Below are 26,048 nucleotides of genomic sequence, written 5' to 3' on the forward strand. Positions count from 1 at the left end.
ATCAGAGTAGGAATTTTCCTATTCTGATTTTGTTTTTTGTATGTTTTTAATTTCACGTTATTTTTCATATGCACTTGGCTAGGGATGTTATAATTTAGGGAAAAATGAGGTCTTAAATTATTATAATAATAAATTGATTGATCAAGCTGCTGTGAGAGATTCTTAAAGTTTTCAAAAGTATCAATCAATCCAAACTCATATTTCAGAATGCCGTTTACCCTCTCTGCTACAGCATTCTCATAAGGATCCGAGTTCTCGGTCATACTGATAAGAATATCACTTTTCCTTAACGTTTCAGTATATTCTTTACTACAATACTGCAATCCTCTGTCTGAATGATGAATTAAAGAATGTTTATACACCCTGTTCTTTATGGCTTGTTTTAATGCTTTCAATGTGGAGGCAGTCTGTAAATTATCACTTAGTTCATATCCTACAATTTTCTTTGAATAGGCATCGGTAATCAAATGAAGATAATAATTTTTCTCTTTAGTCTTCAGATAGGTAATATCTGCAACCCAAACTTTTTCTGAACATTTCAACTCCTTTTCTTTAATAATATTCGGGTATTTCTTCATCCAATGTCTGGAATTGGTTGTTTTAAAATAACTGTGTCTTCTGGGAATTAAAAGATAATTCGATCTTAAAAGTTGAAATAGCCGATCTCTTCCTATACGAAGATCCTCTTTTGAAAAATCATTTTTAAGTAATACATAAAGTTTTCGAGTCCCTATTTTAGGCATCTTCTTACGAATTGATAATACCAGTTCTATAATCCTTTTTTGATTATTGATAGAATCAGGCTGTTTCTTCCTTTTATAATAAGCTTGTTTACTGTATCCAAACAATCGGCAGATATCTTCCAGTGAAAGATTTGTATACGGCCTTATTTCCTGGATTGATTGGAACCAGACTTTTTTACAATTTCAATCTTCAACTCACGCTCTGCGATTTCTATAAATCTCTTAAACACTTTGAGCTCTTCTTCCTTTTTGGATAAAGCAGCTTCAAGCTCTTTAATCTTTTGTTTCTGTGGATCTTTCATAGGTCTGCCTTTACTTAATTGTTTTTCATAAGTAAAGTTACCATATTTTATTAACCAACTTGAAATGCATGAATTACCCCGAATATTGTATCGAGTTTGCAATTGGGATTTTGTATATAATCCCCGTTCATATTCAGAGACAACTTGTCGTTTGAATGCCTCACTGTATTCTTGGACAGGGGACGATGTTTTTTTTAGATTCATAAGGGTGACTAATTTTATGGTTTTTTAGTCAACCTTTTTCAGGACGAGACAAATAAACAAAAAACCTCACAAGTTGTGAGGTTTTTTTATTTATAGCCTTCTGTTTTCAAATGGAAAACAAAGCGAAAGAGACATCCAGGTTTCAAAAAGACATATATTATCCAATTGTTAAAATTAAACACCCGTTCAACAACTGTTCTTAAACATTATCATCATCTATTGAAAACTGAATATTAATTAACAAATTATATTGACTCAAATGCAATGATAATCAGAAAATTATTAGTAACTTTAATGGGAACTTAAAACCAATTAACTATGTCACATATATTAGCTGGAGTATTTGGTCATCACAGCGACTACAAAAAACTGGAAAGTGATCTGGAAAATTCAGGATTTGAAAACTCAGATTACATTGTATACCTTACTGATGGTTCCGGTAATTCTCAATATTTGGCAAGTGTTACCGTTAATGATCTTAATCAGATTGACCTTGCACGGAATGCATTTGTTCAGAATGCAGCATTGAAATCCTATTTATTTGAAAATATGAAGATCAATGAAACCAATTACGATACCATCAAAAGGTATATTGATGCAAGAAACAGAGCTGAAATCCACAGCAGCCCTGATATTAAAATCAAAACGTCAAGTGACGGTATGAATTCTGAAGTAAAATTCTAATCGATATAAAATCTAATAGCCGAAGATCCGTAGTGTATACTGCGGATCTTTTATGTTTGAAAAAACTAAAAAATTTCGTATTTTCGTCTAATTATAGGCATGTGCACAAATGAGCTACGATTTAGAACAAGAGAATAAAGAGATCCTTGCCAGATACAAGGACCTGATTTCTAACACATACAGAACATTGGATGAGGAAAACAACAAACTCATCCGAAAGGCATTCGATATTGCGCTGGATGCCCACAAGGATCAAAGGAGAAAATCCGGAGAACCTTACATCTACCACCCTATTGCTGTTGCTAAGATTGTAGCAACAGAGATTGGTCTGGGTGCTACTTCTATTGCCTGTGCGCTTTTGCATGATGTGATTGAAGATTCCGATTATACCTACGAAGATCTGAAGAAAATCTTTGGTGAGAAGATTGCCAATATCGTGAATGGATTGACCAAAATTTCCATCATGAACCATCAGAATATCTCGGTACAGTCTGAAAACTACAGAAAACTGTTATTGACATTATCCGAGGATTTCAGGGTTATTCTGATCAAAATTGCTGACCGTCTCCATAATATGAGGACTCTGGAAAGCATGGCTCCGGACAAGCAGAAAAAAATTGCTTCCGAAACGGTTTATATCTACGCTCCAATGGCTCACCGTCTTGGATTGTATAATATTAAATCCGAACTTGAAGATCTTTCCTTAAAATACAATAGTCCTGAAGTCTATAACGAGATTACGGAGAAGTTGGAATTGGCCAAAGAAAGCCGTGAAAGGTATATCGAAGAGTTTAAAAAAGAAGTATCTGAAAGACTTCACGAAGAAGGCTTAAACTTTAAGATCAAAGGCCGTGCAAAAGCGATCTCTTCCATTTACAGAAAGATGCTGAAGCAGGGAGTTTCCTTTGAAGAAGTTTTTGATAATTACGCCATCAGAATTATTTATAAATCAGATGCGAAAAATGAAAAATTTCTGGCGTGGAAGATCTACTCTATCGTTACGGACGTATACCACAGTAATCCTTCGAGAATGCGTGACTGGATTACACAGCCCCGTTCTACAGGATATGAAAGTTTGCATTTAACCGTTTTAGGGCCGGACAGAAAATGGATTGAAGTACAGATCCGTTCGGAAAGAATGGATGAAATTGCAGAAAAAGGAGTTGCTGCTCACTATAAATACAAAGAAGGGTACAAACAGAGTTCTGATGACAGAAACTTTGAAAAATGGGTAACTGAAATCCGTGAAGTACTGGAACAGCAGCAGAACCTTTCTACTTCGGAACTTTTGGATAATATTAAACTTAATTTATATTCCAAAGAAGTATTTGTCTTTACTCCAAAAGGAGAAATTAAAATCCTTCCAACAAATGCTACTGCACTTGATTTTGCCTTCTCTGTACACTCCGATCTGGGAATGAAATGTTTAGGTGCCAAAATCAACGGAAAACTGGTTCCTATTTCCTATATACTTCAAAACGGAGATCAGGTAGACATTCTTTCGTCACAGAATCAGAAGCCAAAATCTGACTGGCTGGAATTTGTAGTAACTTCGAAAGCCAAATCCAAGATTAAAAGTTATCTGAACTCTCAGAAAAACCAATTGGTAGAAGAAGGAAAAGAAATTCTGCAGAGAAAACTTCGTCATGCGAAAATCAATTTTAATGATGAAGAAATCAATAAGCTTCAGAAGTTCTTTAATTTAAAATCATCTCAGGAGCTCTTCCTTAAATTCCAAAGTAACGAACTGGATGTAAGCAGCCTTAGAAAATATATAGAAAGTAAAAATGTATTCAATAACTTACTTTCAAGATTCAGAAAATCACCCAATAAAAGCCAGCATTTCGAGGATCCGAAAGAGGAAAACCTTGACATGATTGTCTTTGGGAAGGACGAAGAGAAGCTTAATTACACGTATGCAAAATGCTGTACCGTGATTCCGGGAGACAAAATTTTCGGATTCATCACCATTTCAGACGGAATCAAGGTGCATAGTGACAACTGCCCGAATGCCATCAATCTGAGAGCTCAGTATGATTACCGTGTTATTCCGGCCAAGTGGGTAAATGCGGAAAGCTTCAAAAACAGAGTAAAAATTGAAATTGAAGGACTAGACAGAATGGGGATGATTAATGATATCACCACTGTCATCAGTGGCAGTATGGGAATGGATATGAAAAGTATGTCTATTGAATCCAACAATGGTGTTTTCACAGGAAATATCAACCTCGAAGTCAAAAATAAAGGTCAGTTGGAAGAGACCTTTAAAAAACTTAAAAATATTAATGGTGTTTCCAGAGTGAGACGGGTACAATCGTAAACATGAATTTATCTCTTTATTTTAAAAAATTTTTCAACAACAGTCAGTCCTCAGGAATTATTCTTATTTTCTGTGTGCTTATTTCATTGCTAATTGCCAATTCGTCTGCTGCAGAGAATTTTCAGCATTTTTTAGACAAAGAGGTGGGAACGCATCTTTTTGGTTTGGAATATCCTGTCAGCATCTGGATCAATGATGGATTAATGGCGGTTTTCTTCCTTCTGGTAGGTCTTGAAATAAAACGTGAACTTGTAGAAGGTGAGCTTTCATCCTTTAAAAATGCCTCCCTTCCTATTTTTGCTGCGGTAGGCGGAATGCTTGTCCCAGCTGTAATCTACAGCATTTTCAATACAGGAACGGAATACAGCAATGGCTGGGGAATTCCGATGGCAACTGATATTGCATTTTCCCTGGCAATCATTTCGATGTTAGGTAAAAAGATTCCTAATTCCATTAAGATATTTTTAGCGGCATTAGCCATTGTAGATGACCTGGGAGCGATCCTCGTGATTGCGATTTTCTATACAGAGCAAATTCACTGGAGCTATCTGCTCTTATCTTTTGGGGTAACAGCTTTACTTTTTATTTTAAACTTTTTAAAAGTAACCAAAACAATATTTTATATCATTCCGGGACTGTTTTTATGGTATTTCCTTCATCATTCCGGAATTCATGCGACGATAGCAGGTGTTTTACTGGCATTTTCCATTCCTACCAATGCTTCGAATGTAGAAATTTCACCCCTGGAAAAACTGGAGCATCAGCTTCATATTCCGGTAAGTTTTCTGATCATGCCAATATTTGCTTTAACGAATACCAATATTACGTTTTCCAGTGAAATGGTTGCCGGAGTAACTAGTACATTAGGATTGGGAATTATCTGTGGATTGGTATTGGGTAAGCTGATCGGGATCAATTTATTCTCGTTGATTGCCATTAAATTAAAACTGAGTTCCCTTCCTCAAAACAGCAACTGGCTACAGATGATTGGTGTAGGATTGTTAGCCGGAATCGGGTTTACCATGTCCATTTTTATTGCATTGCTTTCCTTTAAAGGAGAAATTCCGATTCAGGATGAAGCGAAGTTTGCCATCCTGATTGCGTCGTTTATCGCTGCTATTGCCGGATTTACCATATTGAGCATAAGTTCAAAAGAAAACCCTGAACTGGAAGAAAATTAGTCTTTCTTCCCGTTCTCCAATTTTCTCTTGTGTTCCTCATCATTATCAAAGTCCGGTTCAGTAATCTGGGCATGATATTCTAACGCTTCTTTCTGGATCTCATCAGACAGCAGCTTTTCAATTCTGAGTTTTCTGATCGCCATATTCAGCTCATTTCCAAATAAAAGAAGATATACATTGACATTCACCCAAACCATCAGTAGAATCATACTTCCAATAGAGCCGTACAGAACATTATATCGGGCGATATCCTTTACATAGATGGCAAAGATATACGTTGTCACCACAAACAGTACCGTGGTAAGAATAGCTCCCGGAACCGCTTGCCTGAATCTTGTGATTTTTACAGTTCCCAACCAGTAAAATAAGGTAAGAAGGATAAAATAGAAAAGCGGGAAAGAAACAAACCCGATAATTTTAGACAGGTTATCTACAAGCCACGTTACATCATAAGCAGGCGTAAAAAGCTTCATTACAACCTCGGCATAATACACTCCAAACAGTGTTAAAAAAACGATGGTAATAAAGCCTATCGTGATAAAAAATGAAAGAATAAACTCTTTGACATCACTTAATTTTTCATCTGTATTTTCGTTAAAACCGTTAATCAGGGAAAATGTACCATTGGTAGCAAAAATAAGAGCCAGAAGAATGGTCAGGTTACTGATTCCTTTCATGTTCGGAATGATATTGCTTACGATGTATCCTTTCACATCTCCTTCCATGTTGGAAGGGAAAACATTATGCATCAGCACATCAAAAATATAAAACTGAAGCTCATCATACAGCGGCATATGAGGCAGTACAGAAAGCAAAAACAGAATAAACGGAAAGAGGCTTATGGTAAAGCTCCAGGAAATTGCAGCCGCTTTTCTTCCAATTTTTCCTTTAAATATCCCGGAGATATAGATCTGAAACATCTGCCAAAGCGATATTCCCAAAACAGGAATATGAATGCTGTCAAAAAACTCTTGAATCTTTAAAATAAATTTAGGAAGCTTTACACTCATCGATCTGTTTATCTTTATACAAAGGTAGGGGAATTAAATTAAATGGGGAAAAGATAGGTGGCAGATGTTAGGTAGCAGGTGGCAGGTTTTAGGGATTAGTGGTTTGAGAGTTTGAGAGTGGGAAGGCTTTAGAGTTTAAGGTAACCCGCAACTGATATAACTTGCAACTCGAATCCCGGAGCCCGAAACAAATAACCTTGAATCCCGAAACTGCAACCAAAAACCAGCAACAAATTAGCCGCGAAACCCTATCTTTGCACTCTGAAACTACTTTACAATGCGAATCAGTTTACTTTGTATCGGTAAAACAGATGATAAGGAAATTACCTCTTTAATCAATTATTATCTCAACCGTCTCCCCAAACACTGGAATTTTGAAATCACAGAAATTCCGGATGTAAAAAATGCCAGAAACCTATCCCCTGACCTTCTTAAAAAGGAAGAAGCCAGATTATTTTTAAACCATATTGATAAAAACGATCTGGTAGTGATTCTTGATGAAAAGGGAAAACAGTTTACCAGCCGTGAGTTTTCTCAGAAAATTGATACCTGGATGAATTCTTCCGTAAAGAAAGTACATATTCTGATTGGAGGCGCTTATGGCTTTTCTGAAGACATCTACAGCAGAGCCAATGAAAAAATGTCTTTATCCAAAATGACTTTTACCCACCAGATGATCCGCCTGTTTATTGTGGAACAGCTCTACCGTGCTGACCAGATTCTGCAGGGAAAACCTTACCATAACGATTAAAACAAAAGAGATGGTCTCAAAAGTCAAACAATTGGCTTTTGTCATTCTGAGGAAGGAAGAATCTCATGGATAACCAAAAGTATGAGATTCTTCATTACATTTCATTCAGAATGACATTTTTGAGACAACCCCTTTCTTATTTCAAGCCTATCTGTCTCTTTGCCTCTCCTACCACAAAAGCAACGGAATTGGCAATATTAAAGCTTCTGATGAGTTTCGACATAGGAATGGTCAGATGATTTTCAAAACGGTCCAGAACCTCTTTACTCAGTCCCACACTCTCCTTTCCGAAAACCAGCCAGTCTCCATCCTGAAAGTCAGTTTCAAGATATGATTTTTCAGCATGTGAACTCATTAAAAAGACACGTGACACATCAGGAATTACTTTAATCCATTCTTCCACATCTGCATATTCAGTAACATCGAGATGTACCCAATAATCCAATCCGGAGCGCTTCAGGTTTTTATCATTAATTACAAATCCAAACGGATGAATCAGGTGTAATCTGCTTTCGGTTCCTACACACAATCTTCCGATATTTCCTGTATTATTGGGTATTTCGGGCTCTACAAGAACAATATTCAACATCTTTCTATCTCTTTATTCTTTTTTGGTATGGATTTATTTAAATGATTTGGGGTAGAGTGTATTTTAATTTATTTCTTTACACATTTAGCATAAGAATCAGTAAGGACTGCTTTTTCATAGCCTAAAGCAACTGCTTTATCCAGATTTTCACAAGCTTCCTTAATTTTGGAAGTGTCCATCAGAATCATAGCTTTGCTCACATAAGACTGGGCAAATTTCGGGTCTATGGAAATCGCTTTATTGGCATCTGTAAGAGCTTCTTTATATTTCTTCATTTTAAAATAGACGTCTGCTCTACCGTTATAGAGTAGTGATTCTGGTTTTTCGGCAATAAGTTTATTATAATCTTTTAAAGCTCCGTCCAGGTCACCATTATTTTTTTTCAGATTGGCCAATCCTGTCTTTGCAAAAATATTGTCAGGAGCAAAAGTCAGGATCTGATTGAGATCTTTGATGGCAAGATCCTTTTTTCCCTGACTGTCGTAAATTTTGGAACGGGTAAGATACAAATCAGCTGTTTCAGGATTTACTTTGAGTCCCTGATCTATATACTCCAATGCCTTCACTTTGTTTCCTTTCTGGCTGTAAAGCGATGAAAGATTTACGTACACAGAAACCGACAAGGGATTTGCTTTCAAAGCAGAATCGTAGGATTTAAAAGCCTGAGTCGTTTTTCCAAGCCTTCTTTGGGCTGTCCCCAGATAATCGTAATATTCGGATTGAAATTTTTGAATCTGTTCTTTCTCTGCCAATTTTAAATACTGCTCTTCTGCACATTTATAATCAGCTTTCTGGAAGCATTCTTCAGCCAGTTTTTTATTCTGGGCATAGAAATGAAGGGCGAAAAAGAGGGAAATTACTGCTGGTAAAGTTTTTTTCATGAATTTATAGTTTGTTTGTTGATCACTTTTTTGGCGAGTGCACCAAATATCACTCCCAATAAAGATCCAACAAACGCCCCCACCAAAATATCTATCGGGAAATGCACTCCTAAATATATACGGCTGTAGGAAACCACTATAGCCCACACAAATATAGCATATGGAAACCATTTAAGCTTATTTTTTAATAAAATACTTAAAAAGGCAGCCAAAAAGAATGTATTGGAAGCATGAGCAGAATAAAACCCAAACTGTCCACCACATTTCACGATTCTCATGTGATGCTCCAGCGTAGGATCATGACAAGGTCTCAACCTTGCCACACCATATTTAAAGACACTGGCCAACTGATCAGAAACCGTTGCCCCAATAGCCAGAAATATAAGAATAAAAACTAATGATCTTAGTTGATAATTTTTGTATAAAAAATAAAGAAATATAATATAAAGAGGTACCCAGATCCAGGTACTGGAAATCAGCATCCAGAACTGGTCGAAAGATGAATCCCCCAAATTGTTAAGGTAAAGAAATACCTTCTTATCTTCCTGAATGATTTCCTCCATACTTATCTGCTTACAGGTCCTTCGTAAGTCTCATCATCTGCCGGTTTCGGTTTTGGAGGCTCATTAGAGACCACTGAAGAAGGTTCCGTCAGAATATCTTTTTGGATATCATTCATAGGGTTGAAATCCTTGGCAGCGTCTTTTACCTTCTCAATCTCACGTTTGATTTCAGAAACAGGATTATCCGTTTCCTTCATGATTTCAGTTTTGATATCTTCCACTGCTCCACGCATTTTTCTAACGCCTGCACCTAAGTCACGCGCAATCTGAGGCAGTTTATCCGGACCGAATAATACAACGATTGCAATGGCAATGAGTGCCATTTCTCCAATGCTTAATTCCATGGCGTAAAATTACGAAAGATTATTGCATTTATAGACTGTAAACTAAAAATTTAAACAAATTTTAAGATTTTATAATGAAGTTCAGGATTCAAGGTTCAAGGTTCAAAGTTTAATGTTTAATGTTTTGTGGGCGGGTTGCGGGTTTCGAGATTATTTTGTTGCAGGTTGCTTGGTGAAGAGTTTTTGGCGTTGGTACAAGGGACGAGGTGCTGGTTCTTTTTATTCCTGTTTACCCACAAACTTTAAACCAAGAACCCTGAACCCTCAAACCCTCAAACTCTCAAACCCTCAAACTCTCAAACTCTCAAACTCTCAAACTCTCAAACTCTCCCACTCTCAAACTTAGCTACCTGACATCCGCAACCCGCAACCTCGATTTATTAATTAACAAATATTTAATTCAAAACAAAGAGAATTACATAACAATTCTGTATATTTATAACACACAACCAAATAAATATTAATTATGAAAAAACTAGTGACTACTTTTAAAGTTTTCGCCCTGTTATCGGTAATGGCACTTCACAGCTGCCAGAATGAAAACAATGAAATGAACCAACAGGAAGCGGTTCAGGCTAAGACAACCATCGATGAGCTGAAAAAAGAAATTACTCCTTCTTCTTCTCAGATTGTTCCTGACGCGGTACAACTTCAACTGAATGAATCCACCAAAAATCTTGAAACCTATTTAAAAAATGATTTACAGATTGTTGGTGTAACTGTACTTGGGAAAATTTCAACCCAACAAGGGGTAGAACTTTCCAAAAAACTGATTACAGATAAAGATCAGTTCATTGCATCCGGAAATATTATGGATCCATCTTCTGTAAAAATCGGAAAAATTGGAGATTTGTATCATGGTGAGGATTTAACAATCGCCCGACAAGGATTAAATGAAGCCATCACTGAGCAAGTAAAACCCGGCACCCAGGTTATGGAAGTAACATGGAGCGGCAAAAACGGAAAATTTACCACCTTATGTTTTTATGGCGACTCAGGAATTATCTGGGATAATATCTTCGGAGGTCTTGTGATGATGGACACCCGTGGAAATTCAGAAGCATCTGACCAAGCTTCTAAAGTAGCATCCAAATGGTATAAACAGTGGTGGACAGCCAACTGGCTATGGGGATCTAAACGAGGTGAAGCAGGATATCAGATTACTATTTATTATTCAGGATCTACAGTTTCCAATGCGGATGTAAGCGATTGGGGATATATCAGTTTAGGAAAAGCAAAAAGCGAAAGTAAGATCACAAAAAGAACCGGAGCTTATGGGCAGTGCCGTTATGCACTGGGACTTTGTACCCCTACAGGTTCTTTAAGCTTTAACTCAACCAATTTCTCGGTATCATTCTCCGGATTGGGCAGTAATATTGTAAGTAACGGGACAAAATCCCTTTATCCATAGTTATTTTCATAAAAATCAGATTTTAATCAAAACGGGAAGCTCAGTGAGCTTCCCGTTTATTATATTTTATAAGTCTTACCAGATTCTGACTTTTGACTTCAACGCTTCTATTGCATTTTCTTTAAGCCCAAAGGTATTAATCAATATTTCATAGAGCTGTATATCATTTTCTATCGTTACAGATTCCTTTTCACCATCACCGGAACGTATATTCAGCACATGATCTGTATACGTATAGCGGGCATTCTCATCTACTTTTGAAAGAATCAGTCTGTTCTTAAAATGAGAATCCGGATGAGTAGACAAATACCAGTTGGCAATATCAAGGTCAACAGGTTCTACATGTTCAGGAATAAACCGGTATACCGGAAGCCATTGCTCCTTCCACATCCAAAGTGTATAGGTTTCTTCTTTATGGGAAACTTTAAACATTCCGTTGGGTGTTTGCTGCTGCTCTTCTTCATTTAAAAGTACAGGTGCAGTGAGCGTGGCTGTTCCAAATCCACAATCTGCCACATATTGATCTCCATCAAAATCGACAATAAGCAAAAGGTGAGTCTGTGCAGCAATACTATCCTCCTGCCTTCCCCACACTACCCTTCCAAGCTGGAGTTTGATGTTGAAGCCTAAGGATTTTAAAACTTCACTTAAAAGCAGATTCTGTTCATAACAATATCCGCCTCTGGATTCAATAACCAACTTTCTGAAAATATCATCTACATTCAAAGAAGGAACAATACCTGTATAAGAATCAATATTCTCAAAGGGAATATATTTGGGATGGAGCTGATGTATTCTTTTCAATGTCTCCATACTCAATTCCGGAGTTCCGGAGAAATGAATCCGTTCAAAATACTTTTCCAGATCTGCTGTATTCATAATTTGGTTTTTCCTGTTTCAACAATGAGTAAAACTATTTCACTCCTGTAAAATTATTCAAAGATATAACGCAAAATCATCTATATCTCATCAATAGAACAAATCTATTTAATGAAAATCTTTTTTTGAAGTCACATCAACTAAATTTTTATTTTTCTTCTGAAAAGCAGAATAGGTAATTACCACACTGACCGCCATTAAAATAAAAGCTAAAAAGAAAGGTGCACCGGAAAATTTGAACGGCGCTTCATCATGCGTAAAATAGTAAAATAAATTGGTCATCATCGGAGGTCCGATAATGGATGTGGCACTCATTAAGCTCGTCAATGCTCCCTGAAGTTCACCCTGTTCATTAGAGGGAACACTTTTCGTGATGACAGACTGTAAAGCCGGTCCACAGATTCCTCCTAAACAGTAAGGTACCAGAAACACAAACATCATCCAGCCTTCTGAAGCAAAAGCAAATAACAGCATTCCTACAGCGTAGAAAGCCAATCCGTAATAAATACTTTTCTGCTCTCCCAATCTTGGAGTCGTATATCTGATAAGCCCGCCCTGTACAAGGCCAACCAACAAACCTACTACTCCTAATGAGATCCCCACCATTCTTTCTGTCCAGCTGAACTTATACATGGTAAAGAAACTCCAGTTACTCTGTACAGCATGACCTGCAATGTAGATTAAGATCAATGAAACAATCAAACCTGAAATTTCAGGATGTTTTCCTAAAAATTTAAATGAACCAATAGGGTTGGCACGTTTCCAGTCGAATCCTCTTCTTTTATCTTTATCCAAACTTTCAGGAAGGATGAAGTATCCATACAGGAAATTAAGCAGACACAAGCCCGCAGCAGCATAGAAAGGAACTCTGGCGCCATAATGTCCAAGAACTCCGCCCAGAACCGGTCCTATGATAAATCCGAGCCCAAAAGCAGCCCCTATCAGTCCGAAATTCTTAGCTCTGTCTTCATCTGTGGAAATATCTGCAATGTAAGCACTGGCCGTGGTGACACTCGCACCCGTAATCCCTGCGATAATCCTTCCCAAAAACAACCACCAGATGGTGGGAGCCAGTGCAAGGAAAATATAATCTACTGCAAATCCGAAAAGAGAAATCAGAATGATGGGTCTTCGTCCGTATTTGTCACTAAGGTTTCCTACTAAAGGAGAGAAAATAAATTGGGTAAATGCATAGGCAAATCCCAGCCAGCCTCCATATTTTGCAGCCTCACTGATATCTGCGTGAATAAGTTCCTCAATTAATTTGGGAACAACAGGAATGATAATCCCCCATCCCGTAATATCGATCAGTAAAGTAATAAATATGAAGCCTATAGCCGCTTTTTTCTTTGAATTTTCCATGATGGTGCAAAATTAATCAAATCTGAAAAATAATGATTCTAAATTATGATATGAATAGTTAATATGATTATTAAAAAAAGTAAAGCCAACATGATCATGAATAGGTAACCTTTGTTTTTTGACTTTGATTTAAGAAAAAGGCCGTCTCTTTCGAAACGGCCCTTACTAATTTATTGTAGTTTGTATTACTTTGAAGCAAGCTCTTCTTTAGCAGAAGTGGATTTTCCATGTACCTCTTCTTCTTTTCCTGTTTTAAGGAAGTCGTAAGCAATTGCAGACGCAATAAAGATGGATGAGTAAGTACCGAATCCAATACCGATTAACATCGCAAACATGAATCCTCTTAAGTTATCACCACCGAAAATGAAGATCGCAAGGATCACCAGAATCGTAGTAAATGAAGTGTTGAATGTTCTACCCAATGTACTTGAAATAGAGTCATCAAACAGACCTGCTAATGTTAAAGATTTTTTCTCTCTCAGGTATTCTCTGATTCTGTCGAAGATAATTACCGTATCGTTGATTGAGTAACCTAATACAGTAAGAATCGCAGCGATGAAATCCTGGTTGATCTCCATGTTGAACGGCATATATTTGTGAAGCAATGAATAGGCTCCTAAAATAATTACCGCATCGTGGAATAGAGCAGCAACTGCTCCAAGAGAGAACTGCCATTTTCTAAATCTTACAAGAATATAGATGAAGATCATTGCTAATGCCGCTAATACCGCATAGATACCGTGTGTCTGGATATCATCAGCAACAGAAGGTCCTACTTTCTCGGAAGAAATGATTCCTGCGTGGTCTTTATCAGCAGATTTGAAATCTTTCAATGTAGTTCCTGCCGGTAAGTTTGATTTTAAACCTTCGAATAATTTCTGTTCGATAATCTGGTCAGCTTTCAAAGATTCGTCTTCGATAAGGTAATCGGTAGAAATCTTTAATTGTTTGTTGTTTCCGAAAGTTTTAGCTTCTACAGAAGAGTTCTTACCATCTTCCGTTTTGAATAATGCTACTAGTTTTTCTTCAACATCTTCAGCTTTTACATCTTTATCAAATCTTACCACATAGTTTCTACCACCGGTAAAGTCGATACCGTATTTGAAACCGTGCGTTGCGATTGAAATCACACAAATAACGGTAAGAACAGCAGAAACGATGTAAGCATATTTTCTCTTTCCGATGAAATCGATCCAGGTATTTCTGAATAGGTTCTTCGTAGCCGGAGTCCAAACAGAAAGTCCTTTTCCTTTATTTAATCTTGAGAAGATCATTACTCTTGAAAGCAATACAGACGTAAATAATGTCATTAAGATACCGATCATCAACGTCAATGCAAAACCTTTAATAGGTCCTGTTCCGAAGAAGAACAATACAACTGCCGTTAAGAAAGTCGTTGTGTGACCATCGATAATCGCATTTAATGCATGTTTGAAACCATCTTTGTAAGCTTCAAGGATACTTTTCCCAGCGAATAATTCTTCTTTAGTTCTTTCATAAATGATAACGTTTGTATCGACCGCTACTGCCATCGTCAAAACGATACCCGCGATACCTGGAAGCGTAAGGGTAAAGTCACCCGAATCCATAATACCGAAAATATAGAATAAGTTGATCACCATTGCAATTACCGCATATACACCAGCTCCACCATAGTAGAAAATGATATAAACAATGATAATAGCGAATGCAATAATGAACGACATTAAACCAGAATCAATAGCCTCTTGTCCTAAAGACGGACCTACAACGGTAGCCTGAACTACTTTTGCACCTGCAGGCAATTTACCAGCACCTAACACGTCTACCAGTTCTTTAGCTTCTTCCTGAGAGAAGTTACCAGAGATCTGAGTTCTACCGTTAGGGATAGCATTTACAACGTTAGGAGCTGTGTATACTCTGTTATCAAGAGTTACGGCAACCGGTTTTCCAACGTTTTTCTCAGTTAATGTTTTCCATTCTTTTGCTCCTTTAGAGTCCATCTGCATATCTACCACTACTCTGCTTAGTTCATCGTAGCTGATCGCAGCAGTTTCCACAGCACCGTCTACCGGAGCTTTCTGGTTGATGTTACCTCTGATCGCATACAATACCAAGCTTTCGCTATCTGTAGCTTCAGGTTTGTAACCCCACATGAACTGTGTATATTTAATGTTAGCCGGACGTAAAGACTGACCTACTTTGCTGTTTAAGATTTTGTTTACAACTGCAGTATCAGATAATTTTACGTTAGCAACACCATTTGTTCTTAATTTGTCAAGCTGTAAAAGGCTCATGAAGTTCACATTCTTTGCCACTCCCATAGAATCTCCTTTTGTAGCAACCATAGTTGTCAAAGTCTGGAAATAAGGTGCAATTTCAGGAACCTGCTGTACTTCCCAGAACTGAAGTTTTGCAGAAGTCTGAAGCATTTTCTTCACTTTATCGATGTCCTTCATACCAGGCATTTCCACAGAAATTCTCGCTGTACCAGGTACTCTCTGAACGTTTGGCTGGATGGCTCCAAGCTTATCAATTCTCGTTCTGATTACCTCGAAAGCTGTTCCTACAGACGCATCGATTTTTCTTTTAACAATGCTTTTCACCTGCTCATCAGGCGTGTTGTACTTCACCTCAGTAAGGGTTGTGTTTCCGAAAATTTCCGGATCTGCCAACTTCAGGTTGGTACCTTTAGCTTTGTTAATTACATCGAACTGCTCGAAGAAGTTGTCGATGTAAGGTTTAGTAGAATTCTTCTGTGCTTCATCAGTTTTGTTTAAAGCCTCAATAAGAACAGGATTGGTAGAATAATTGGTTAAATCATTCACAAGATCTCTCTGGTTGATTTCCAAAAGAACGTTGATCCCTCCTTTCAAGTCAAGACCAAGTTTCATTTCCTTGTCTTTGGCTTTAGTGTAATAAAGTTTTGTGAATCCTAAATTCAAAGTATCCTTAGAAAGTCTTGCGATTTCTTTCTGATACTTCTCCGGATTATCTCCTGCAATAGCAGTCGCCTGCTTTTCAATTTTGCTGGCGTACCATGTTGGTAATAGCTCGTTTAAGCAAATCAACCCTAGTACAATAGCGACAATTGTAATAAGTCCTTTTCCTTGCATTTTGTTATAACTACGTTAAATTAAGTCGGCAAATATAATGATTTTCTTGTATTTTATGAATTTTTAACAACAGAAATGGTTTATTTCCAGATATATTGGTATCGTGATTTCTATTTAAGATTTAACAATTTTTTCATACTATCATAATGAAGTCTTCAAAATCGATTGGTATAAAATTTTCATTTACTTTTCCAACACACTAACTCTCAAAATATTATGAAAAAATTACTTTTTAGTATCAGTATTTTTTCTTCCTTAATTGTTAATTCTCAAAGCATTAATTTGGAAGAATTTGCTACAGGACTTACCAGCCCTGTAGAGATTACGAACGCCAATGACAGCCGGCTTTTTGTGGTTCAACAGGACGGCATCATTAAAATTATTCAACCCAATGGGACAATTAACACAACCAACTTTCTGAATATCGGATCAAAAATTACTTTCGGAGGTGAAAGAGGCCTTCTCGGTCTTGCCTTTCATCCTCAATACTCTGCCAACGGGTATTTTTTTGTGTATTATAACAATCTTGCAGGCAATATTATTGTTGCCAGGTACAGTGTAAGTTCAACAGATCCAAACGCAGCAGATCCTGCCTCCGAAAAAATCCTGTTGAATATTCCCAAACCATTCGACAATCACAATGGTGGAAGTATCCATTTTGCCCCTGACGGAAAACTTTGGATCATCACCGGAGATGGAGGAAGCGGCGGTGACCCGAATAATAATGCCCAAAATAAAAATGTGTTATTAGGTAAAATGTTGAGAATCGATGTAAATGCTACCGGCCCTTACAATATTCCGCCAGACAATCCTTTTGCAGGAGCCGGAGTGGATGGTGCAGACGAGATATGGGCATACGGACTCAGAAATGCATGGAAGTTTTCTTTTGATCTGACAACCGGCAATGCCATGATTGCAGATGTTGGCCAGGGAGCCATAGAAGAAATCAACAAAATGCCCATTACTACAGCCGGATTAAATTATGGCTGGCGATGTTATGAAGGGAATAATGCGTACAATACTGCAGGATGTGCCGGACAGTCTACCATGACCTTCCCTGTTGCCGTATATGACCATTCTGGCGGGAAATGTTCCATCACAGGCGGCTACGTCTACAGAGGAACCCAATACCCGTCCCTTCAGGGGAAATATTTCTTTGCAGACTATTGTTCTTCTCAGATCGGAATGCTGGATACCAATAATGCCATTACGTGGACGACTCCTTATTCCGGAAATAACTTTTCTACATTCGGAGAAGATTATCAAAAAGGATTGTATGTAGCAGATTTAACCAATGGAAAAATTTTCAAAATATCTACAGGAACTTTAGGAACTAGTGAAAATACTTTAGGAACAGTAAAAGTTTATCCTAATCCTGCTTCCAAGGAAATTTTCATTGATGGGGTGAAAGATAAAAGAGCAAACCTGGAAATCATCAGTGCGGAGGGAAGAAAAGTGATGGAAACGGATCAGATTACTAATGGCAAAGGAATTAATATTTCAGGGATTCCTGCCGGAGTGTATTATATTAATCTGAAATCCGGGGACCTGAAATCATATAGTCAGAAATTGATTATTAAATAGTAGTAGCTGGTCGTAAACGCAAACGAAACGTTAAGGCTTTTACATTCTATAAAAAAGGACCACAAAAGGGTTTCACTAAGCAAAAAACATTGGATATTTCTTAAACCATTAAGAAGGATTTAATGAGTAAAGCATAGTTAAGTTAAGATAAATCATTCTGATCTTTAAGCTTAAAGCGAAGCTCATCTTAATACTCTAAACACCTTAATGCTATCCTAATGTTTCAAAAAAGTTTAAACAAGTTCAAAATAAGCCCACGGGTCAATAAAAAAGCGGTTCAGAACTGAACCGCTTTTGTTTTATATTGTCATTGAGAAAATCCTTGTTTCAGGTTTATTTCTCATCATTCTCAGGTCAAAAACCATGGCTACATTTCTTGTAAATGCTCTACCTGCTTCTGTGATTTTAACTTCAGTTCCGTTGATCTCAACCAAACCGTCATTTTCCATCTCTTTCAGCATTTCCAGTGCATTTTCAAGTTCAGGGAAAGAGTTGTTAACATCGAAAGTGGTTTCAAGCTGACACATCAGATTCAGAATATGCCTTCTTACCGTAAGATCCTCATCGCTCAGAACGTGTCCTTTTACAACAGGAATCTCACCCTCTTCAACCATTTTCTGATATTCTTCCACTGTTTTTACATTCTGGGCAAAAGCATACCATGAGTCTGAAATAGCAGACATCCCAAGTCCAACCATCAGCTGGGTATTACTTGAAGTATAGCCCATGAAATTTCTGTGAAGTTTTTTATGAATCAAAGACTGATACAGATCATCGTGCTCAAGAGAGAAGTGATCCATCCCTACTTCAATATATCCTAAATCCTGAAGAAGCTTTTTACCATCTTCATACAAACGGCGTTTTTCTTCTCCACTTGGAAGATCATTTTCATCAAATCCTCTTTGCCCAACACCTTTCACCCATGGAACGTGTGCGTAAGAATAAAATGCTAATCTATCCGGCTTCAGCTCCATTGTCTTTCTGATCGTATGTTCCATGGCATCCCAATTCTGGTGTGGCAATCCAAAAACAAGGTCGTGGCTGATTCCTCTGTAACCAATTTCCTTAGCCCATTCTGTAACGTTTTTTACATTTTCAAAAGGCTGAATTCTGTTGATGGCTTTCTGAACTTTAGGATCGTAATCCTGAACCCCAAAACTCACTCTTCTGAAACCAAGATCATATAATGTCTGAAGATGTTCCTTCGTGGTATTATTTGGGTGCCCTTCAAAAGAAAATTCCGGATGTTCTGCTATATCTACTGTTGAGAAAATTCCTTCCAACAATGTTCTCAAATTCTCAGGAGAGAAAAACGTGGGTGTACCTCCTCCCAGATGTAATTCTTTCAGCTTTGGTTTTTCATTGAAAAGATCAAGATAGAGTTTCCATTCTTTTAAAACACTTTCCAGATAAGGTATTTCAACACTGTGCTGTTTGGTAATACGCTTATGACAAGCACAAAACGTACACAACGCCTCGCAGAAAGGCAAATGGATGTAAATAGAAATTCCCTCCTCTGCATTGCTTTCATGAAAAGACCTGATTACCGTTTCCTTCCATTGTTCCGGTGAGAACGTTGATTCATCCCAATATGGAACGGTAGGATAAGAAGTGTAACGCGGTCCGGGAATATTATACTTATCTATTAAAGAGTTCATTTTGAAAATTAAAATTTTATAAGGACATGAAATTTAACATCATTAAAATTTCATCTTACAAAATTAACCATTAGTTATGAATTTTAGCCTATGAATTATATTAGGTTCTATTTTATAATGAGTCTAAATACGTATGATCAGGCTTTTGGTAAATAGTGATAAATTCTATTCCTGATATTTAAAATTTTAATTTCATCACCGCAATTTTGTTATTTCCGGCAAGAACCACTTTATTAGCATCAATCCACTGGCAGACAAAGAATCCTTTTTCATCAGAAATTTTAGTCCATGTTTTTCCAAAATCTGAAGAATAGCTGATATGCTTGTCTCCTACTGCAATAATTTCTTTTCCTTTTGATCCTGGCTTTATTTTTACACAGGTTGTATATCCCGCATTCTGTCCTGAAGCCTGAATCTGCCAGGTCTCGCCGGCATCAATTGTGGTTGCGATGTTATTGATATTGGCATCCTGCTTAGTATAATCTCCTCCCGCTGCAATTCCAAAATTATTATCAAAAAAATCTACAGAATACATTCCCTGTGAAGATTCTCCCTGTACAAATGGTGTATTGAAAATTTCAAACTTTTCATCCTTCAGATTCATTCTTAAAATTCTTGAAGCTTTCCCTCCGGTTGCAATCCATAAGTATTTTTTAGAGGAGGAAATATTGGTATTACTTGCAGCAAAAGCAGCTTCACCCTCATTTAATTTTACATTATTCTTAAACATGCTCCATTTCCCTTCTTTGTATGCAGCAAGTTTCAACATCTGATCTTTATCTGCATCACTAAAAGTATAGGCTAGCTTATCATTCACAAAATGCAAAGCATCATAAAAAGCTGTTTTCGCTGTATCTTTAAAAACAACTTGTGACTTCAGAGTTTTCTTATCGATAGCAAAGAAACGTCCGGGACTTTCAATATTGATCGCATAAAAAGACGTTTTGTCCTGTGCTAAAGTTCTGAACTGAAGTTTTTCTTCAGAAAGTTTTATCTGTTTCTGAGTTTTATAATCTTTAAGATCTACATACCCGAATTTGGAATCTGTACCGCTGTACCAGACCTTGTTGTCATATAATTCGAGGGCTCTGATACTGATCTTATCATTAAGAATGGTTTCAAGGCTTTCCACCTGTTGGGAAAATGCGGTAAGACCTACGGATAGGAATAAAATGGACAAAATATTTTTCATAGTAATAGTATTGTGACAAAAAAAACCGCCGAAGCGGTTTAATATGATGATTAATCTTGATTCTGATATTTTTCAGGATTGTTAAGCTTACTGTTTGATTTTCCGTACAGGAAGTATACCAAACCTCCTAAGAACAACCATACCGCAGAAAGTTCCAATGCATGAGCACTTAAGTTAAAGATCAAATATAAGTTGATAATTACCCCTAATGCCACTACAATTTTATAAGCCGGAACTTTGAAAGGTCTGATCAGATTAGGTTCTTTCTTTCTCATTACCCAAACGGCAATACAAACCAATGTAAATGCGAACAGGGTTCCGAAACTTGTCATATCTGCCAATGTTGAAATTGGTGTAAATGCAGCGATTAAAGCCACTACAATTCCTAACAGAATAATTCCTTTGTAAGGTGTTTTTGTTTTTGGGTGGAGCTGTCCGAAGAATTTAGGAATCAAGCCGTCTTTTGCCATTCCGATGAAAATTCTTGACTGCCCCATCATCATTACCATTACTACAGAAATTAATCCTACAGTGGCAGCAATCGTTACGATGTTACTAGCCCAGTGTTTCCCGGCAATTTCAAAAGCATAGGCTACAGGAGCTTTAATAGCATCCGGATATTTTCCTTCAGGATTAAAGTCTGTATAATGCATCATTCCTGTTAATACAAGAGATACACAGATATATAAAGCTGTACAGATCAATAGTGAAGCAATGATAGCAAAAGGCACGTCTTTTTTAGGATTAATAGCCTCTCCAGCCTGTGTAGAAACAGCATCGAAACCAATATAAGCAAAGAAAATAGCTGCTGCTCCGGAAATAATTCCTTTAATCCCGTAGGCAGAAACCAGATCTCCTTCAGAGTTCTTGATCTTTATCGGATCAGGAATAAAAGGTTTCCAGTTTTTAACGCCGTCTACCGCGTTGTAAAGATCTGTATTGGAGAAAATGATATATACACCAGCGATAATTACAAAGATAACCGCTGAAGTTTTCATTAAAACAATCAGGTTATTCGCTCCCGCAGCTTCTTTAGTTCCCTTTACCAATAATGCAGTAATTAAAAGAACCAGAATAAACGCAGGCAGGTTCATGGAAAAACCATCTCCGGTATAACTTGCCGGATCTGATGTCAGATAGGCAGGTAAATGAATATTAAAAATCTTCAAAAATTTGTTAAAATATCCGGACCAGCTCACGGAAACCGCCATACTCGCCATGGCGTACTCGAGGATGAGACACCATCCCATGGCCCATGCAAAAATTTCTCCTACAGTTCCATAGGCATAAGCATAAGCTGAACCCTCTACAGGAATAATGGATGCAAACTCTGCATAACATAATGCAGCAAAAACGCAGGCGATCCCTGCGATGATAAAGGAAATTGCAAGTGCAGGCCCTGCATGATAATAGGCTCCTGTTCCGGTAAGAACAAAGATTCCACCACCGATGATAGCACCCACTCCAATTGCTGTTAAACTCCATTTTCCAAGGACTTTTTTCAGCTCACTTTTCTTCATATCTGCCTCATAGGCACTTAGTGGCTTTTTAACCCAAATTTTCGACATGTTTTTTTATTTATTAAGGATTTACGAAAATATAAAAAATTTAGAAACTCTCACGTTAATCGTTAAAATTTCATCATTTATTTTACATTAAAGACTTTAAAAACCTGACCAACACCTTATTCATAGTATTTCTTCAGACATGAAGTTTTTGCGTTCTGATTTTGAACCGCAAAATCAGGAAGCCAGTTGTATTACAAATATGCCGTAATCCGTAGTTTTATAAAAAAAATGTTTGTAAGCATAAATAATAATGATTGTAGTTTAAAAACTACAACAATCTGATAATGGTCAGACAAATTCTTCAGAATAGAAATAAACGAAATTCCTAACAAGGCATTACTTTTCAAAAAACCGGAAAACCATACAGGAACATCACTATTTTTGATAAACTACAAAGAACTTCTTCAAGAAAAGTAAGATTTCTCTATTTTTGATGCTATGAATTTATATGATCTTTTCATAAAGCCTTATGAAGGCTATGATTCTTTACAGATTACATTGGAAGCATCAGGTGCAGTTTTCGGAATCCTGAGCGTATTTTTTTCCATTAAGAAAAATATATGGGTATATCCTACCGGCATTATTTCAACCCTGATCTATGTATACCTTCTTTTCAATGCCGGTCTGTTGGGAGACTGTATGATCAATGTCTATTATTCTGCCATGAGTATTTATGGCTGGATTTTATGGGCCAAAAATTCCGAAGATCATGTTCACGTAGAAGTTACATGGGCTAGCCGAAAAGACTGGATATATGCAAGTATTCTTTTTGTGCTGAGTTTGGCATTTGTTACTTTTATTTATTACTGTAAACCTTATATTGATCATTTAGAAGGTAGTTATTTAGGATTATATCATCTTGATTGGGCCAATTGGATGGATATTTTTACCACTTCCATATTTTTAGTAGGAATGTGGCTGATGGCCAAACAGCGCATTGAGAGCTGGATTTTCTGGATTCTCGGAGATTTGATTTGCATCCCTATGATGATTTTTAAGGGACTTGGAATCACTTCGGTTCAATATTTGGTATTTACTATAATGGCGGTCTCAGGATACGTCAATTGGAAAAAAAGTTTTAAAGAAAAAAAAGTACAATAAAGTCATGAAAAATTTATTTAAAATAGCATTCAGTATTTTTGCTATTACCAGTTTAACCTCTTGTTTAGCATATACCGACGGATACGGAAGCAGCGGAAGCTATGGATATGGAGATCCGTATTATAACAACGGATATTATTATGCTCCGTCAGGATATTACGGAAATGGCGGATATTGGGGTAATGACGGCTACTATTATAGAAACAACATTAATTATTACTATGATAATGGTATTCCTTATTACTACGATAGCTACAATAACTCCAGAAGAAAAGTATACGTAGAAAGAAGATCTTCTTCATCTTCGAGACCTCAGAACGGATTCCAGAATACGCGTACAACGAACAGTAACGGTTCGTACAATAATAACGGAGGATTTAATAACAACAGAAACTCCAACAGCAACAGCGGATTCAGAAACCAGAATAATGGTAATCAAAACAATCAGGGCAACCAAAATAACAGTGGGTTCAGAAACCAAAACAATGGTAATCACAACAGCCAGAGAAACCAGAATAACGGCGGGTTCAGAAATTCCAATGGTAACAGTGGCAGATCAGAATCTTCCGGCGGTGGATTCAGAAATAGCTCAGGCAGCCAGAGCACCAGTTCAAGCAGACAGCAGAGCGGCGGAGGCGGCTTTAGATAAAACGATTATAAATAAGAAAACGAACAGCTAACACTGTTCGTTTTTCATTTTAAATATAGTAATTTTGCTTCTTCATTTAACAAAAAAATATGGAATTTTATAAATATCAGGGAACAGGAAATGATTTTGTAATGGTAGACAACCGTGATCTGCAATTTACCAAAGATAAAGACAGTATTGAAAAATTATGTGACAGACGTTTCGGAATAGGTGCTGACGGCCTTATTCTCCTGGAAAATGATCCAGACTATGATTTCAAGATGGTATATTATAATTCAGATGGCGGAGAAAGTACAATGTGCGGAAACGGAGGAAGATGTCTTGTTGCTTTTGCTTTTTTCCTGGACATTTTTGAAGACAAATGTAAATTCATTGCAACAGATGGTGAACATGAAGCTGAAATCCATAACGGAATCATTAAATTAAAAATGATCAATGTGGATACTGTTTCCCATGACGGAAATGATTTTGTTCTGAACACCGGATCTCCCCACTATGTAAAATATGTAGACAACCTGAAAGACTTTCACGTGTATAACGAAGGATATGGCATCCGAAATTCTGAAAAATATAAAGAAAAAGGAATCAATGTGAACTTTGTGGAAAAAATTTCTGATAATGAAATTTTTGTAAGAACCTATGAACGAGGCGTTGAGGACGAAACTTACAGTTGCGGAACAGGAGTTACAGCTTCTGCTTTAACTTTTCTTCAAAAACATAATCTAACCTCTGTAAAAGTTAAAACTTTAGGTGGAAACCTTAAAGTATATGCTGAAAAAAGCGGTGATGCATTCCAGAATATTTGGCTGGAGGGTCCTGCAAAGCAGGTTTTTAGAGGTAAGACAGATCTTCTTTAAAAACAAAAAACTTTTAATCAACATTTATAAAGAATGAAAAAAGCAATTCTCATTGTCATTCTGCTGGTTTTTGTAGTGGCAGGATTTTTTGGTTTGAGATTTTATAATAAATATTTAGGAAATAATGTAGAAAAGGATGGTTATGTTCTGATTCCTCATAGAGCAGGTTTTAAACAGATCCTCGATTCTATTGCTCCTTATATTAAAGACAGAGAATCTTTTGAAGCTGTGGCTAAGGAAAAAGGCCTTGACACAAATTTTAAACCAGGGCGATATCATATTCAGAGCGGAACAGGCAACAAAAACCTTGTCAATATGATCAAAGCGGGTAACCAGACTGCAAATTCTTACAGAATCGGTGATTTTGGAGATATGTATCAGATGATTGGTAAGGTGACAAAAAAAACAGAAATTGATTCAATGCATTTTGTGAATGATCTGGATGCTGTTGCGCAGGAGAAAGGCTATAAAAATGTTGAAGATTTAAAAAAATATTTTTTCATTGATACTTATAATTTTTTCTGGACGGTAAGTCCGAGAGAATTTTTTTCCAAGTTCGAAAATCAGTATAACGATTTCTGGACCAGTGAAAGGAAAAATAAAGAACAGCAGTCCGGTCTTACAAGAGATCAGATTTATGCCCTGGCTTCTATTGTTTATAAAGAATCAGGAGGGAAAAAAGATGAAATGAAAACGATTGCAGGATTATATTTAAACCGATACAGAAAAGGAATGAAACTTCAGTCTGATCCTACGGTAATTTATGCAATTAATAAGCAGACTAATTTTAAAGAACCTATAAAAAGGGTATTATATAAGCATTTGTCTACACCATCACCTTATAATACTTATGCCAATGCAGGTATTCCTCCGGGACCGATCTGTGTGGTGGATAAGAATTCAATAGATGCTGTTTTAAATGCTGAAAACAACAATTTTATATTTATGTGTGCTGATCCGGCAAGATTCGGGTACCATAAGTTTACTGCAAGTGCTGAAGAACATGCGGTGAATGCAAAGGCTTATCAGGACTGGCTCAATTCAAAAAATATAAAATAAGCTTAGAAGCACCAGAAAATTTAAACAGTTAGAAAAAAATATACAACCATAATGTTTTGAT

General features: G+C 36.9%; 22 protein-coding genes. 10 read left to right on the plus strand and 12 right to left on the minus strand.

The window, feature by feature from the left end; all coding sequences use genetic code 11:
* A protein-coding gene (locus tag DDF69_RS08900; RefSeq protein WP_114820660.1) for an IS3 family transposase occupies positions 1-1,249 on the minus strand; the annotation gives its coding sequence in 2 pieces (ribosomal slippage) (positions 1-922 and positions 922-1,249; 1,250 coding nt annotated over the 2 pieces). This gene is flagged as partial in the annotation.
* A gap of 318 nt (positions 1,250-1,567) precedes the next feature.
* On the opposite strand from DDF69_RS08900, the gene DDF69_RS08905 reads away from it, so the two are divergent.
* The 3 genes from DDF69_RS08905 to nhaA all read left to right on the plus strand — a co-directional run bounded on the left by DDF69_RS08905 (position 1,568) and on the right by nhaA (position 5,434).
* Positions 1,568-1,933, plus strand: a complete 366-nt coding sequence (locus DDF69_RS08905) for a hypothetical protein (RefSeq protein ID WP_114820478.1) — start codon at positions 1,568-1,570, stop codon at positions 1,931-1,933.
* Between the two features lie 109 nt (positions 1,934-2,042).
* The gene (locus DDF69_RS08910) at positions 2,043-4,253 is read left to right on the plus strand and encodes a RelA/SpoT family protein (RefSeq protein WP_034696272.1); all 2,211 of its coding nucleotides are present in this window, start codon (positions 2,043-2,045) and stop codon (positions 4,251-4,253) included.
* A gap of 2 nt (positions 4,254-4,255) precedes the next feature.
* Positions 4,256-5,434, plus strand: coding sequence for a Na+/H+ antiporter NhaA (gene nhaA / locus DDF69_RS08915; RefSeq protein WP_114820479.1), 1,179 nt, complete (start codon positions 4,256-4,258; stop codon positions 5,432-5,434).
* Here the strand turns inward: nhaA and DDF69_RS08920 are convergent.
* On the minus strand, positions 5,431-6,444 hold the full coding sequence (locus tag DDF69_RS08920; RefSeq protein WP_114820480.1) for a YihY/virulence factor BrkB family protein: 1,014 nt from the start codon (positions 6,442-6,444) through the stop codon (positions 5,431-5,433). The genes nhaA and DDF69_RS08920 overlap by 4 nt on opposite strands.
* Before the next feature lie 277 nt (positions 6,445-6,721).
* Between DDF69_RS08920 and DDF69_RS08925 the strand changes: the two genes are divergently transcribed.
* Positions 6,722-7,195 (plus strand): 23S rRNA (pseudouridine(1915)-N(3))-methyltransferase RlmH, encoded by a 474-nt coding sequence (locus DDF69_RS08925; RefSeq protein ID WP_114820481.1) that lies wholly within the window; start codon positions 6,722-6,724, stop codon positions 7,193-7,195.
* A gap of 136 nt (positions 7,196-7,331) precedes the next feature.
* Here DDF69_RS08925 and DDF69_RS08930 read toward each other — a convergent pair whose 3' ends face one another.
* The 4 genes from DDF69_RS08930 to DDF69_RS08945 form a co-directional block, all read right to left on the minus strand.
* Positions 7,332-7,784 carry a tRNA (cytidine(34)-2'-O)-methyltransferase gene (locus DDF69_RS08930; protein ID WP_114820482.1) on the minus strand — a complete coding sequence of 151 codons (453 nt, stop codon included), beginning with the start codon at positions 7,782-7,784 and terminating at the stop codon, positions 7,332-7,334.
* A 68-nt stretch (positions 7,785-7,852) separates the two neighbouring features.
* Positions 7,853-8,665 carry a tetratricopeptide repeat protein gene (locus DDF69_RS08935; RefSeq protein ID WP_114820483.1) on the minus strand — a complete coding sequence of 271 codons (813 nt, stop codon included), beginning with the start codon at positions 8,663-8,665 and terminating at the stop codon, positions 7,853-7,855.
* Positions 8,662-9,228 (minus strand): phosphatase PAP2 family protein, encoded by a 567-nt coding sequence (locus DDF69_RS08940; RefSeq protein WP_034696278.1) that lies wholly within the window; start codon positions 9,226-9,228, stop codon positions 8,662-8,664. The genes DDF69_RS08935 and DDF69_RS08940 overlap by 4 nt, the downstream gene beginning before the upstream one ends.
* Positions 9,229-9,230: 2 nt before the next feature.
* Positions 9,231-9,572: a twin-arginine translocase TatA/TatE family subunit gene (locus DDF69_RS08945; protein ID WP_114820484.1), complete on the minus strand. Its 342-nt coding sequence runs from the start codon at positions 9,570-9,572 to the stop codon at positions 9,231-9,233.
* A 466-nt stretch (positions 9,573-10,038) separates the two neighbouring features.
* Here DDF69_RS08945 and DDF69_RS08950 point away from each other — a divergent pair, with 466 nt between their 5' ends.
* Complete coding sequence (locus DDF69_RS08950; protein WP_114820485.1) at positions 10,039-10,983, plus strand: hypothetical protein; 945 nt, start codon at positions 10,039-10,041, stop codon at positions 10,981-10,983.
* 75 nt (positions 10,984-11,058) lie between these two features.
* On the opposite strand, the gene DDF69_RS08955 is transcribed toward DDF69_RS08950, so the two are convergent.
* The 3 genes from DDF69_RS08955 to secD form a co-directional block, all read right to left on the minus strand.
* A complete protein-coding gene (locus DDF69_RS08955) occupies positions 11,059-11,862 on the minus strand; it encodes an arylamine N-acetyltransferase family protein (RefSeq protein ID WP_114820486.1) in 804 nt (267 codons plus the stop codon).
* A 108-nt stretch (positions 11,863-11,970) separates the two neighbouring features.
* Positions 11,971-13,224, minus strand: a complete 1,254-nt coding sequence (locus DDF69_RS08960; protein ID WP_114820487.1) for a TCR/Tet family MFS transporter — start codon at positions 13,222-13,224, stop codon at positions 11,971-11,973.
* Positions 13,225-13,409: 185 nt separating this feature from the next.
* Positions 13,410-16,319 (minus strand): protein translocase subunit SecD, encoded by a 2,910-nt coding sequence (gene secD, locus DDF69_RS08965; RefSeq protein WP_114820488.1) that lies wholly within the window; start codon positions 16,317-16,319, stop codon positions 13,410-13,412.
* Positions 16,320-16,535: 216 nt separating this feature from the next.
* On the opposite strand from secD, the gene DDF69_RS08970 reads away from it, so the two are divergent.
* Positions 16,536-17,903 (plus strand): PQQ-dependent sugar dehydrogenase, encoded by a 1,368-nt coding sequence (locus tag DDF69_RS08970; RefSeq protein WP_114820489.1) that lies wholly within the window; start codon positions 16,536-16,538, stop codon positions 17,901-17,903.
* Between the two features lie 299 nt (positions 17,904-18,202).
* Here the strand turns inward: DDF69_RS08970 and hemN are convergent, their stop codons facing one another.
* The 3 genes from hemN to DDF69_RS08985 form a co-directional block, all read right to left on the minus strand.
* Complete coding sequence (gene hemN, locus DDF69_RS08975; RefSeq protein WP_114820490.1) at positions 18,203-19,561, minus strand: oxygen-independent coproporphyrinogen III oxidase; 1,359 nt, start codon at positions 19,559-19,561, stop codon at positions 18,203-18,205.
* Between the two features lie 178 nt (positions 19,562-19,739).
* Positions 19,740-20,753 carry a WD40/YVTN/BNR-like repeat-containing protein gene (locus tag DDF69_RS08980; protein WP_114820491.1) on the minus strand — a complete coding sequence of 338 codons (1,014 nt, stop codon included), beginning with the start codon at positions 20,751-20,753 and terminating at the stop codon, positions 19,740-19,742.
* Between the two features lie 50 nt (positions 20,754-20,803).
* The gene (locus tag DDF69_RS08985; protein WP_114820492.1) at positions 20,804-22,321 is read right to left on the minus strand and encodes an amino acid permease; all 1,518 of its coding nucleotides are present in this window, start codon (positions 22,319-22,321) and stop codon (positions 20,804-20,806) included.
* Positions 22,322-22,759: 438 nt separating this feature from the next.
* On the opposite strand from DDF69_RS08985, the gene pnuC reads away from it, so the two are divergent.
* From pnuC to mltG, 4 genes are all read left to right on the plus strand, one after another.
* On the plus strand, positions 22,760-23,422 hold the full coding sequence (gene pnuC / locus DDF69_RS08990; RefSeq protein ID WP_114820493.1) for a nicotinamide riboside transporter PnuC: 663 nt from the start codon (positions 22,760-22,762) through the stop codon (positions 23,420-23,422).
* Positions 23,423-23,426: 4 nt separating this feature from the next.
* Entirely contained in the window at positions 23,427-24,071 is a 645-nt protein-coding gene (locus DDF69_RS08995; RefSeq protein WP_114820494.1) for a hypothetical protein, read from the plus strand.
* An 89-nt stretch (positions 24,072-24,160) separates the two neighbouring features.
* The gene (gene dapF / locus DDF69_RS09000; RefSeq protein WP_114820495.1) at positions 24,161-24,928 is read left to right on the plus strand and encodes a diaminopimelate epimerase; all 768 of its coding nucleotides are present in this window, start codon (positions 24,161-24,163) and stop codon (positions 24,926-24,928) included.
* A 33-nt stretch (positions 24,929-24,961) separates the two neighbouring features.
* Positions 24,962-25,987 carry an endolytic transglycosylase MltG gene (gene mltG / locus DDF69_RS09005; protein ID WP_114820496.1) on the plus strand — a complete coding sequence of 342 codons (1,026 nt, stop codon included), beginning with the start codon at positions 24,962-24,964 and terminating at the stop codon, positions 25,985-25,987.
* Positions 25,988-26,048 lie beyond the last annotated feature (61 nt).

The sequence above is a fragment of the Chryseobacterium sp. KLBC 52 genome (genome assembly GCF_003347605.1).
In the GTDB taxonomy this organism is placed as follows: domain Bacteria; phylum Bacteroidota; class Bacteroidia; order Flavobacteriales; family Weeksellaceae; genus Chryseobacterium.